This is a genomic window from Thalassospira sp. UBA4513 (assembly GCF_002388495.1).
Taxonomy (GTDB): domain Bacteria; phylum Pseudomonadota; class Alphaproteobacteria; order Rhodospirillales; family Thalassospiraceae; genus Thalassospira; species Thalassospira tepidiphila.
Genome location: NZ_DGMR01000035.1, coordinates 107,305 through 120,169, shown reverse-complemented (window position 1 = coordinate 120,169; position 12,865 = coordinate 107,305). Strand labels below are relative to the sequence as shown.

The 12,865-nt window shown below is 56.0% G+C and carries 10 protein-coding genes; 6 read left to right on the top strand and 4 right to left on the bottom strand.

What is annotated here, in order from left to right:
- The first annotated feature begins 2 nt into the window (after nt 1-2).
- Both arsJ and B2T33_RS14600 read left to right on the top strand, forming a co-directional pair.
- Nucleotides 3-1,229 (top strand): organoarsenical effux MFS transporter ArsJ, encoded by a 1,227-nt coding sequence (gene arsJ, locus B2T33_RS14605; protein WP_286792422.1) that lies wholly within the window; start codon nt 3-5, stop codon nt 1,227-1,229.
- 340 nt (nt 1,230-1,569) lie between these two features.
- Entirely contained in the window at nt 1,570-2,340 is a 771-nt protein-coding gene (locus tag B2T33_RS14600) for a PhoH family protein (protein WP_008889771.1), read from the top strand.
- A gap of 97 nt (nt 2,341-2,437) precedes the next feature.
- Here B2T33_RS14600 and B2T33_RS14595 read toward each other — a convergent pair whose 3' ends face one another.
- The gene (locus B2T33_RS14595; protein WP_008889770.1) at nt 2,438-3,457 is read right to left on the bottom strand and encodes a cation diffusion facilitator family transporter; all 1,020 of its coding nucleotides are present in this window, start codon (nt 3,455-3,457) and stop codon (nt 2,438-2,440) included.
- 224 nt (nt 3,458-3,681) lie between these two features.
- Between B2T33_RS14595 and B2T33_RS14590 the strand changes: the two genes are divergently transcribed.
- The 4 genes from B2T33_RS14590 to B2T33_RS14575 all read left to right on the top strand — a co-directional run bounded on the left by B2T33_RS14590 (nt 3,682) and on the right by B2T33_RS14575 (nt 10,323).
- Entirely contained in the window at nt 3,682-5,664 is a 1,983-nt protein-coding gene (locus B2T33_RS14590; RefSeq protein WP_197146581.1) for a heme lyase CcmF/NrfE family subunit, read from the top strand.
- 23 nt (nt 5,665-5,687) lie between these two features.
- Entirely contained in the window at nt 5,688-6,950 is a 1,263-nt protein-coding gene (ccmI, locus tag B2T33_RS14585) for a c-type cytochrome biogenesis protein CcmI (protein WP_197146580.1), read from the top strand.
- A 322-nt stretch (nt 6,951-7,272) separates the two neighbouring features.
- The gene (locus tag B2T33_RS14580) at nt 7,273-7,719 is read left to right on the top strand and encodes a response regulator (protein WP_008889767.1); all 447 of its coding nucleotides are present in this window, start codon (nt 7,273-7,275) and stop codon (nt 7,717-7,719) included.
- Between the two features lie 21 nt (nt 7,720-7,740).
- Nucleotides 7,741-10,323 (top strand): ABC transporter permease, encoded by a 2,583-nt coding sequence (locus B2T33_RS14575; protein WP_286792420.1) that lies wholly within the window; start codon nt 7,741-7,743, stop codon nt 10,321-10,323.
- A 103-nt stretch (nt 10,324-10,426) separates the two neighbouring features.
- On the opposite strand, the gene atpC is transcribed toward B2T33_RS14575, so the two are convergent.
- The 3 genes from atpC to atpG form a co-directional block, all read right to left on the bottom strand.
- Nucleotides 10,427-10,831, bottom strand: a complete 405-nt coding sequence (gene atpC / locus B2T33_RS14570) for an ATP synthase F1 subunit epsilon (RefSeq protein ID WP_286792419.1) — start codon at nt 10,829-10,831, stop codon at nt 10,427-10,429.
- Between the two features lie 41 nt (nt 10,832-10,872).
- On the bottom strand, nt 10,873-12,291 hold the full coding sequence (atpD, locus tag B2T33_RS14565) for a F0F1 ATP synthase subunit beta (protein WP_044827246.1): 1,419 nt from the start codon (nt 12,289-12,291) through the stop codon (nt 10,873-10,875).
- 52 nt (nt 12,292-12,343) lie between these two features.
- Nucleotides 12,344-12,865: ATP synthase F1 subunit gamma (atpG, locus tag B2T33_RS14560; protein WP_286792418.1), on the bottom strand; the 522-nt coding region annotated here is incomplete at its 5' end.

The following is a 12,865-nucleotide window of genomic DNA, read 5'->3' as shown; positions in this document are numbered from 1 at the left end:
AAATGTCGGCCGCAATCCGCAACTATGCGTTGGTCACCGGGGCCTATTGGGGCTTTACCCTGACCGACGGGGCGCTTCGTATGTTGGTGCTGTTGCACTTTCATGCGCTGGGCTATTCGGCATTTGAAATCGCGCTTTTGTTCATCCTGTATGAAGTGGCCGGGATCGTCACCAATCTGGTCGGTGGATGGCTAGCACAGGCACGCGGATTGCGCTTTACCCTGTTTGCCGGACTGGTATTACAAATTGCATCGCTGACCGCGCTTTCATTTACCAATCCTGATTGGCTCCCTGCCATTTCGGTCGCCTATGTCATGGGGCTTCAGGCGGCATCGGGGGTGGCCAAGGATCTGACCAAGATGTCGAGCAAATCGGCAATCAAAGTCCTGGTCCCGGCAAATGCCGAAGGGGCGCTTTTCCGCTGGGTCGCGCTTTTGACCGGATCGAAGAACGCACTCAAGGGTGTGGGCTTTTTCATGGGTGGTGCGTTGCTGTCCTGGCTTGGCTTTTCCGGTGCGCTTTTGGCGATGGCAGCGGGTCTTGCGCTGACACTTGTGGCGGTTGCCATATCGCTCGGCTCTGCGATGGCAGGCCCGGCGGGCGCCATGAAGCCGAAATTTCGCGATGTCTTTTCGCGTGATCGCAAGATCAATGTGCTGTCCGCCGCCCGGCTGTTTTTGTTTGGATCGCGCGATATCTGGTTTGTCGTGGGCCTTCCGGTGTTTCTGGCGTCAGAGCTTGGCTGGGGCCATATTGAGGTCGGCAGTTACATGGCGCTTTGGGTGATCGGATATGGCTTTATTCAGGCCATTGCACCGAAGATGCTGCGTGCGAAAACCCGTGAACCCGATGGCCGAACTGCGCAAATCTGGATCGCCGCCCTTATTGCCGTGTCTGCTGCTATTGCCATCGCCATCACACAGGACTTTGCCCCGGAACTTGCCGTTCTGGGTGGATTATTGGTGTTCGGGATTGTCTTTGCGATCAATTCATCGCTGCATTCCTACCTGATCCTTGCCTATGCCGAGGGCGACAAGGTCGCGATGAATGTCGGGTTCTATTATATGTCGAACGCCATCGGGCGTTTGACCGGAACGGTGCTTTCGGGGGTGGCGTATCTGTATGGCGGACTGGTCGGGTGTCTTGTGACATCAATCGCGTTTTTAACCCTTGCCTGGGTGATCAGTGCCGCGTTGCCATCGCGCTCAGCGACACCAACACACGGTTGATTGGAAAAAACTTCCTTCGCAGATGCGGGATAAATACCTGAAAAGACTCATAAAGCGAATTCATGAAACTTTAATCGCGCAAAAAGCCGTGACAAGACACTGCATATAGGGGTACGATTCCAATTAACGGTCAATAACTGGACCGCAGGAGGAGTTCCCGAGTGCCGCGAAAAAGCGTCTTAAACCGAGAATTTTCGCCCCCCGGATCGCACATGCAACATGCTGTGACCGGCGGAAACTCCTACCGCCACTTCCATCGCGAGATGAAAATTGAATGCGCGCCTTTCCATAACGGAATGGCGCGTTTTGCTTTTTTGGCCACTTTGTTGAGGTGATTGTCATGGGTAAGCGCGCAGCACGTCGTCGTAACCGTCCGCAGCAGTCTAATAACAATGTTCATGAACTGTTTGATGAAAACAATGCTGATTGGCACCCGCTTGGCGGGTCGGATCAGACCGGAACAGAACAGAAAGGACAACGCGATCAAAGCTACCGCCGCAACATCCGCCCGAAAAGTGAAAACCAGGCAGCCCTGATGGATGCCATCGACAATTACAATCTGGTCATGGCCCTTGGCCCGGCCGGCACCGGCAAGACCTATATCGCGGTTTCCAAGGCGGTCGAAGCCCTTGATAACGGCGATATCGCCCGCATCGTTCTGGCCCGCCCGGCCGTTGAAGCAGGGGAAAATATCGGCTTCCTGCCAGGCGATGTCGAAGCCAAAATGGCCCCGTATCTGCGCCCGCTTTATGATGCGCTCAATGATCGTCTGGGGGCCAAGCGCCTTAAGACTTATATCTCCGACGGCACAATCGAGATTGCACCGATCGGTTATATGCGGGGTCGCACACTCAACAACGCCTTTGTGGTGATCGACGAGGCGCAGAACTGCACATACGGACAGCTTAAGATGCTGGTCACCCGCCTTGGCTGGAACTCCACCATGATCCTGACCGGCGACCCGGACCAGACCGACCTTCTGCCGGAAATGTCGGGTCTTTCGGAGATGTCCGAACGTCTTGAAAATGTCGAGGATGTCGCCTGTGTCCAGCTGCGTGACAAGGACATCGTCCGTCACCCGCTGGTCGCAAGCATGTTGACCGTTCTTTAGGTTTCAACACAGCAAACTGCAAAAACACTGCATAAAACAAAGGCGGGCCCGAAAGGGTCCGCCATTTTTTGTGGTCATCTGTGAAACCGGCTGGCGCCTAGCGCCCCATGGCCGCGACTTCGCCGCCACTGTTATTGACCGGGATGTCGTGCTGCCCGGCACGTTTGGCACGACCGGTGTGCCAGAATTCCGGATCCTCGGTATAGCCGCTGAATTCATCAAGATGGATGTCTTCGGGCGGTTCGGGATGGATGGTGATATCGAGATCAGGATATTCGGCACGGATGCTGTCCATCACCTGATGACAGATGGTGTGCGATTCGCGCATCAGCATGCCGCCATCCATGATCAATTCGATCTCGGCAAAGCGATGCACGCCCGATGACCGGGTCCGCAGACGGTGGATACCGATGACATCGGGGTTTTTCATGGTCAGTTCGATGATGCGCTGGCTATCAGATTCGGGTAGTTCCGCATCCATCAAAACCTTGACCGAGGTCCGACCAACCTTGACCGCGGAATACAGCAGGAAGATCGCAACCAGTCCACCAATCGCCGGATCGGCCCAGGCAAGGCCCGACATCCCGCCAAACAGGGCAATCATCACCGCCAGATTGGACAGGATATCGCTGCTGTAATGAAGCGAGTCCGCCTCGACTGCGGCGGAGCCTGAAATCCGCACCGCCTTGCGTTGAAGCAAAACCAGGCCAATGGTCATGATCAGCGAAACGCCCATGATCCAAAGGCCTTCGACGGCAAAGGAAATCGGCATGGGTTCGGTGATGCGCGATGCCGCCTCTGCCAGAACCAGGATCGCAGCCCCAATCATGAAGGCAGACTGGAACAGACCGGCAAGCGGTTCTGCCTTGCCATGGCCAAACCGGTGATCGTAATCCGCCGGACGCCAGGCCGACCGCACCGCCATGAAGTTGATCACAGAGGTACCAACGTCAAGCATGCTATCAATCATCGAAGATAGAAGGCTGACGGAATCGGTCAGAAACCAGCCGACAGCCTTGATCAGGATCAGTGTCGCAGCAATGACAATGGAGGCCGTCGTTGCACGACGCGCCCAAGTCTCTTTCTGTGCTATGTCAATGACGGGACATTGACTCATCAGTTGTCAACCTCTGGCCTACCAATACGCTTACTGACCACCGTTTTATAGCCTGTTTGCGTACAATATGTAATGTCTATTGCCATATTTTCGCCCGTCCTAGGGCAGCAAATAGCGCATATTTGATATTCCGCAAGGTTTCCAAGCCTTTTTAAAGGGATTATATGTCGCATCCGGGCACATAATTGATACTGTAAAGCCTGCTAGGGACGAGAAACGATAATATGATTGTAGAGATCGGACATTACGCGCTGATACTGTCATTGGTGATGGCAGTGGCCCAATCCACCGTACCGTTTCTGGCGGCATCGCGGCGTGACGCCGCACTTCTGGCCGTCGCACCACGGTTGGCTTTGGCATGCTTTGCACTGGTCGCGGCGAGTTTCCTTGCGCTGACCTATGCCTATGTCAGTTCCGACTTCTCGGTCCTTAACGTTCTGGCTAACAGCCACACCTCCAAACCGATGATCTACAAGATCACCGGTGTTTGGGCCAATCACGAAGGATCGATGCTGCTTTGGGTGCTGATCCTGACCCTGTTTGGTGGCGCGGTTGCGGCATTTGGCCGCAATCTTCCGCCTACCCTGCTGGCCCGTGTGCTGGGTGTGATGGGGCTGATCGGGGCTGGCTTTATCCTGTTTATTGTTCTGACCTCGAACCCGTTTGAGCGCGTCTTGAACCCGCCGCTGGATGGGGAAGGCATGAACCCGCTGTTGCAGGACCCGGGCATCGCCATTCATCCGCCGTTCCTTTATCTCGGCTATGTCGGGTTTTCAGTCGCCTTTGCCTTTGCAGTCGCAGCCCTTATTGAAGGCCGGGTTGATCCGGCCTGGGCACGTTGGGTGCGCCCCTGGACACTGGCAGCCTGGGTCTTTTTGACCGCTGGCATCGGGCTTGGTTCCTGGTGGGCCTATTACGAGCTTGGCTGGGGCGGCTGGTGGTTCTGGGACCCGGTCGAAAACGCATCCTTCATGCCATGGCTTGCGGGGACTGCGCTTTTGCATTCGGCCATCGTAGTGGAAAAGCGTGACGCACTGAAAAGCTGGACCATCTTTCTGGCGATCCTGGCGTTTTCCTTCTCGCTTCTGGGGACGTTTCTTGTGCGGTCGGGTGCTCTGACCTCGGTGCATGCCTTTGCCACCGATCCGACGCGCGGGGTGTTTATCCTGTTCCTGCTGTTCATTGCGGTTGGCGGGTCGCTAACACTTTATGCCTGGCGGGCACCGACATTGAAGGGCGGCGGGCTGTTTCAGCCGATTTCGCGCGAAGGGGCGCTTATTTTTAACAATGTCCTTTTGTCGATTGCCGCCGCCATGGTGTTGCTCGGCACGCTTTATCCGTTGCTGCTTGAAACCCTGACTGGCGAGAAAATCTCGGTCGGGGCACCGTTCTTTAATGCGACCTTCGTTCCGATCATCACGCCGGTGATTGTCGCGATGGCTTTTGGGCCATTGATGCCGTGGAAACGTGCCGACCTTCTGGGCGTGTTTAACAAGCTCAAGATCGCCCTTGCGGTTGCCGCCGTTGTCGTGCTGGTGACACTTTGGCTTTCGGGTGGCCCGGCCTTTGCCCTGTTCGGGATGGGGCTTGCAGCCTGGCTGTTTGTCGGATCGATCCTTGAATGGTCGGGCCGGATCAAATTGTTCCGCGAGCCAATTGGCACCAGCCTGCGCCGCATGCGCAATCTGCCGCGCTCGGCCCACGGCACGATGCTGGCCCATGCCGGTGTGGCAATCGTGGTGGCCGGTATCACCGGATCACAGGCCTGGACCGAGGAAGCCGTTCAGTCACTTGCCGTCGGCGAAAGCACCGAACTTGCCGGGCATACCTTTATCCTGTCTGGCATCCGCGAATATCAGGGGCCGAACTATGCCGCCCGCGAAGCGGAAATCACCATCACCACACCGGGCGAACGCACCGTTGTCCTGACACCGGAAAAACGCGTCTATACGGTCGAAGGCATGCCAACCACCGAGGCCGGCATTCAATCAAGCTTCACCGGCGATATCTATGCCGTCATCGGCGATCAGGATGAAAGTGGCAAATGGATCACGCGGTTTTACGTCAAACCGCTGATCCCATGGATGTGGTTTGGCGGGCTTGTCATGGTGTTTGGCGGTTTGATGTCGCTTTCGGATCGTCGTTATCGCATCGGGGCACCAACCCGTTCCCACAAAACTGCCGCCAAAGCAGTGCCCGCAGAATAAGCCAAGGACAGGATACCTAAATAATGACCATCTGGATTGTTCTTGGCGCGATTACCCTGCTGCTTGCGGGGTTCATTCTGTGGCCGATTTTTGGCGGCAGTCGTAAAGCGGCGTCGGATGAGGCAAGCGATGCGCCGTCCGCATCGGAGCTTGAAGATGGCAGCCCGGAAAACGAGCTTTCGCGCGACCTTGCGGTTTATCGTGATCAGCTTTCCGAGATTGACCGTGATATTGAACGCGGGGTTCTAAGCGCCGAGCAGGCCGATGCGACGCGCACCGAAGTTCAGCGTCGTATTCTGGCGGCCGATCAGCGCATCAAAAAGCAACAGCCCACTGACACCATCGCGCAGACATCGGCAAACAAACCCGTCCGGGCCATTGCCGCCGGTTTTATTGTGCTGTTCATTGCAGGCGGGTTCGGGCTTTATCTTGATCTTGGCAATCCGACCATGCCAGACCGCCCGATCACCAGCCGCACCGATGAAATCAATGCCGTGCGCATGGCCCAGACCGCGGATGAAGACCGCCAGTCGGTGCTTAATCGTGCCGTTAGCGATCTGTCGCAAAGGCTTCTGGAAAATCCAGATGATCTGCGGGCTTGGGAATTGCTGGGTGCCAGCCTGATGGCGCTTGGCCGCCCGGAAGAAGCGCAAACCGCGTTTCTTGAAACCGTCAAACGGTCGGGACGCGACGGTGACTATCTGGCCATGTATGCCGAAAGCCTGATCCGCAGCAATAATGGCCAAATCAACACAGCAGCCCGTGGCGTGCTGCGCGAAGCCGAAAAAACCGACAGTACCGATCCGCGCATCCAGTTTTATCTTGGCCTTGCCGATGCACAGGAAGGCAATGTCGGTGCGGCGGTTGATCGCTGGATCGCGCTTGCCAATGGTGCCCCGGGCGATGCCCCGTGGTTGCCGATGGTGGTTGGCCGGATCAATGAAGCCGCCCTTGCCCAGGGGATCGACATTGAAGGACGCCTGAACATTGCCGAAAACAACTCCCCCGGCCCAAGTCAGGAAGACATCGCCGCCGCGCAGGAAATGACACCTGAAGAGCAGCAGCAAATGATCATGTCGATGGTCAATGGATTGGCCGAACGGCTGGAGGCTGAGCCGAACAATCCCGACGGGTGGGCCCGCCTGATGCAGGCCTATATGGTGCTGGGCCGGGAAGACGATGCCAAGGCGGCGTTCGAGAAGGCCAGCACGGTGTTTGCCGACCAGCCGGAGCTGATTGCCCGATTCGACTCGCTGGTACAAGAAATCGGCATCTCGGCGAACTGAGCAGGCATTTATCGGTAATATTGCCGATAAAAATTGTTTTGCAGAAACTCTTTTCCCTGCACTTTTGAACCATTATATCCCATACAGTCGGATAATATCTGCAACTTTACTGAAGTCTTATTGAATTGAACTTCGTGCTGAGGTATGAAATTAAGACTTAAGGATAGATAAGAAATACATCATATATGTGATTCCAAAGAATACCTTTCGATGGTGGGGGCCATCTTTTTCTTTAGGATCAAAATATTGACAGGCTCACAAAACAAAAGATCAGGGATGACCATGCGCACCAAAAGCTCATCCCTAAGGATAGCGGATCAGCATGCCGGATCAAAAGAACGGTTCAATAAACAACCTGTTGTTGATTGAAGATAATCCTGGTGATGCGCGCCTGGTGCGCGAAGCACTTCGGGAATTCAAACAACCGGTTGAATTGCATCACGTAAAGGATGCGATGACCGCACTGCAGTTTTTGCAGCAAGATGGTCCGTATCGCAATTCACCGCGCCCACGCCTGATTCTTCTGGATCTCAATATGCCGCGCAAGGATGGCCGCGAAATGTTGCGCGATATCCGCAATGATCCCAATTGCGCATCCATTCCGGTAATCGTTCTGACAACATCCGGTGCCGAGCACGACGTTGATCTGTGCTATGCCGCCGGGGCAAACTGTTATTTGCGCAAACCGGTTGATGTGACAGAATTCATCGAACTGATGAAAATGATCGAATCCTTCTGGCTGGGACTGGCGTTGACCCCCACGCCGTAACCCCCTGCCAGAGAGACTGCCGTGCGCCGCCCGACATCTCTGCTTTTGACATCCCGGCCCATCCCGACGAGCCTTAGGATTGCGCTGCGTGAATTGCGCAAGCCCGGTATCGGCATTGCCACCCTGTTTGCCACCCTTGTCTTTGCCGCGACCATTCTGGTCCTGACCGTCAGTCTGACCCAGTCGGTTCGCGATGGGTTGCGCCAGTCGGCACAACAGACCATCGGCGGGGATATCTCGCTGCGCCTGTTTCACCGGGCACCGAGGATTGATGAAATTGCTTTCCTTGAAACGCTTGGCACACTCAGCCTGACAATCGAACAAAGGGTGATGGTCCAGCCATCCGATAATCAAACGGCCGTACTTTCCGAACTGAAGGCGGTTGATGCCGCCTATCCGCTTTTTGGTCATCTGGCACTGTCGCCAGACATTCCCCTTTCGGAAGCCCTTGGCACCAGCGATGGCACTCCCGGCATTGTTGTTGGCCCCGAACTGGTTGAAGAGGGCGGGTACAGAGTTGGCGATACTCTTTATCTTGGGGGTCAGCCTTATCAGATCCGCGCGCGCATCGCCGCTGAGCCCGAACGCAAATTCAGGCTATTCTCGCTTGGTCCCCGCGTGATTGTCGGGCTCAACGCGTATCGCAACAGCCCACTTTTGGCACCGGGCAAGCAGGTTTATTGGTATTTGCGGATCAAACTGCCACCGAATAACACGCGATCGCCGGATCAGATTATTGCTGCCATCGAAGGCCGATTTCCAGATAGCGGATGGCGGATTGTCAGTGCCGCGGACGGCGTCCCCGGGCTCGAACGCATCGGGGATTTCGCATCTGCCTTCGTCAGCCTGATGGGAATTGCGATCTTTGCCATCGCGACAAGTGCCATCCGAAATGCCCTGACAGCCGACCTTGCCACGCGACGTCCGCGCTTTGCGACCCTGCGCAGTCTGGGCGCCCGGCCACAGGAAGTGGCCGCCAGCATTATCTGGCAAATGGGACTTATTACTGGCTTCGCCATCCTGATCGCGGTTGTTTTGACTGTAATCGCGGGCGCGGTGCTTGGTCCGTTGTTCGCCGAAATGATTGGCTTTGACGCAAGGCCAACTTTCGAGAATATCCCGCTGATTGCGGGCTTTGTTTTCGGCTTTGTTGCCCTTGTTTCTATCAACCCGATCCGCGACGCCAGCGGTGCTTCGCCGGCTTGCCTGTTTCGCCATCAGGATCAACGTGAAACGCAAAGCCCCTTAAAACGCCGTTGGACCAAGCTCATAATCATAGAGGCCCTCATTGCAGGCTGCTTGCTTGGCATTGCCGGTGCCCTGATTGACCTTGGCTGGCTTTCGCTTGTCTTGTTGGCGGTTCTTGTCGGCTGTCAGGTTCTTTTTGTCGGTCTCGGGCAGATAATCCGGGCCATCGCAGGAAGGTTATCAACGCGACATCGCCTTTCCCCCACCCTTCGTCTGGCATTGCGCAATATCGCCCGGCCATCTGCGCCGACCGTGACCATCACCGCGTCCTTTGGTCTGGCAATGGCATGTCTGACCGCGGTTATGCTGTTTGGCAGCTTGGCGGGTCAGCATTTGAAATCCGTCTTGCCGTCCCAGACCCCGGATGTAGTGTTTTTCGATATCCCACCCACAGAACAAGACGCCTTTCAGGCAGATGTCCTGGGCGCTGATGGTGTTCAAAGCATCACCCAGATGCCGTTTCTGCACGGTCGGGTCACGCATCTGAATGGCACGCCATTGACGCAGGCCCTAGTACCACGGCGCTATCACTGGTTCCTGCGCGGCGACCGGGGCATGTCATGGATGGATCGTCCGACAGCATACATGAGCCAAAGCACGCTTACAGATGGCCAGTGGTGGGCGCCAGAGAGCGTTAATGAAGGGCTGGCATCCATCGACGCCGGTGTCGCAAAGGCAATCGGTGCAGCGGTAGGGGACAGCCTGACGGTCAATATCATGGGAAAACCCCATAACGTCCGCATTGCCAATCTGCGTCAGATTGACTGGACCCGACTTGACCTTGATTTCCCGATTGTGCTGTCGCCAATGTCGCCGGCCTTTGACCATGGGGTGATCGGTGCTGTGCGGCTCAATGACACAATGGATGCAAGGGCGTCGATGGACCCGATCCCTGAGATTTATCGCAACATCCCGGTGATTTTCGTCAACGACGTGTTGGCAAAACTGACCCGCTTGTTTGACGGCGTTGTTGCAGGAATGCTCGCGATCACCTCACTTGCCACCCTTGGTGCGGTTCTGGTGATTATTTGCGGGCTGATCGCGCTGCGCCAGCGCCAGACTGAGACACTTGCCATGCTGCGTGCCCTTGGTATCCGGCCGCGTCAAATCACCCAAACCGGGGCGCTTGAAACCGGACTGATGGTTGCGATCAGTGGCCTGATCGGTCTGATGGCCGGCAGCGGGATTGCAATTATCGCAGCACAGGCCATCGGCACCATCGATCTCGCACAGGTCGTGACAATCGCGGGCCCCCTGATTGCAGCGGCTTTTGGCACAATCGTAGTGCTTGGGTTTGGTGGCGGCTGGATTTTGCAGGCCGCAAGTTTACGCGCACAGACGGGTTGGCGCGGCTAGGCCGAAACCCGGAAGCCCCAAGACGATCAAAAATCACGTCAGACAACAAAAAAGGCCGCCCCATCAGGACGGCCTTTTTTAAATGATTTTCTGAAAGCAGTGCTTAGTTGCTCAGGGCCTGGATCTGTGCACGGGCAATGTCGAGCGCACGCTCGGCATTGGCTTTGTCGTGTGCAGTCTCGGCAGACTTGAGAGCGGCCTGAGCCTCTTCAAGACGGGCCTGTGCTTCGTCAGCTTTCAAATCGGCAACCGGAACCGCTTCTTCTGCCAGAATGGTGCAACGCTCGGGATTAACCTCTGCAACACCGCCAGCAACGAAGATACGTTCGGAAACCTTACCACCTGCATAGATGTCGATGACACCCGGACGAATGGTCGAGATCATCGGCGAATGCTTGGGCAGAACACCAAAATTCCCGTCCGTGCCCGGAACAACGACCATCTCGACCGGCTCAGACTTGAGCAGGGCAGACGGTGAAACAAGTTCCAGTACAGTCGTATCAGTCATGACAATCCTCGCTCCTTAGCCGGAGGGGGACCAAAGCTGCCTTAGGCAGCTTCGGCCATCTTCTTGGCTTTTTCGATGGCTTCTTCGATGGTGCCGACCATGTAGAATGCCTGTTCCGGCATGTGGTCATATTCACCAGCGCAGATCGCTTTGAAAGCCTTGATGGTGTCTTCGAGCTGAACAAACACGCCCGGAGTACCGGTGAAGACTTCTGCAACGTGGAACGGCTGCGAAAGGAAACGCTGGATCTTACGGGCACGTGCCACGATCAGTTTGTCTTCTTCCGAAAGCTCGTCCATGCCGAGGATGGCGATGATGTCCTGCAGACCTTTGTAGGTCTGGAGAACACGCTGAACTTCACGAGCGGTCTCGTAGTGTTCCTGGCCAATAACGCCCGGATCCAGAGCACGCGAAGTGGAGTCGAGCGGGTCAACTGCCGGGTAGATGCCGAGCTCGGCAATCTGACGGTTCAGCGTGGTGGTTGCGTCAAGGTGAGCAAACGAGGTTGCCGGTGCCGGGTCAGTCAAGTCATCGGCCGGGACGTAAATTGCCTGGACCGAGGTAATGGAACCTTTTTTGGTCGAGGTAATACGTTCCTGCAGCGCACCCATGTCGGTTGCCAGCGTCGGCTGATAACCCACAGCAGACGGGATACGACCGAGAAGTGCCGACACTTCCGAACCAGCCTGGGTGAAGCGGAAGATGTTATCGACGAAGAACAGAACGTCCTGGCCTTCTTCATCACGGAAGTATTCCGCAAGGGTCAGACCGGTCAGAGCAACACGTGCACGGGCTCCCGGGGGTTCGTTCATCTGGCCATAAACCAGTGCGGCTTTGGATTCGCCTTCCGGGTTGATAACGCCCGATTCCATCATCTCGTGATAGAGGTCGTTACCTTCACGGGTACGTTCACCAACACCGGCGAAGACCGAGTAACCACCGTGGCCTTTTGCCACGTTGTTGATCAGTTCCATGATAAGGACGGTTTTACCAACGCCCGCACCACCGAACAGACCGATTTTACCACCCTTGGTGTACGGCGCGATAAGGTCGATAACCTTAATGCCGGTCACAAGGATTTCGGTTTCGGTGGACTGGTCGATGAAGTCCGGTGCTTCACGGTGGATCGGTGCGGTCTTGGTTGCAGTAACCGGACCACGCTCGTCAACCGGCTCACCGATAACGTTCAGAATACGACCAAGGGTTTCCGGACCAACCGGAACCGAGATCGCGTCACCGGTATCGATGACTTCCTGACCGCGCTGCAGACCTTCGGTGGTGTCCATTGCGATCGTACGGACCGCATTTTCACCAAGGTGCTGTGCAACTTCGAGAACCAGGCGCTGACCGTTGTTGTCAACATGCAGCGCGTTCAGAATGGGAGGCAGTTCGCCGTCGAATTTAACGTCGACGACGGCGCCCATTACCTGGGAAATTTTCCCCGCCTTCTTGTTCGCCATAGGTATTGTCTCCTGCTCGGACAAAGCTATCCGTTAACTTCCTGCGACCCGCTTACAAAGCCTCGGCGCCGGAAATGATTTCAATCAGTTCATTGGTGATCTGAGCCTGACGTGAGCGGTTGTACTGGATGCTCAGTCGGTCGATCATGTCGCCGGCATTGCGGGTTGCGTTATCCATCGCGGACATACGCGCGCCGTGTTCAGATGCACTGCTTTCAAGCATAGCACCGAAGATCTGGACGCCAACGTTACGCGGCAGCAAATCAGCCAGAATGGCTTCTTCGGACGGTTCGTAGTCATAAACCGCGGAAGAACCGGTTGCTTCTTCCTCGCCGTCAACTTCTTCACCCGCGAACGGGATCAGCTGCTGAGCGGTTGCCACCTGCGAAATCGCGGACACGAACTTGTTGTAGAAGATCGTGCAGACGTCGAATTCGCCTTCGTCATACAGCGCCAGAACCTTGTCTGCCACCTCGGTTGCCGAAGAGAAATCAATCCCCTTCTTGCCCTCGATGCCAGTATACCGGGCGACAATATTGTCACCAAATTCACGCTTGAGCGCATCTGAGCCCTT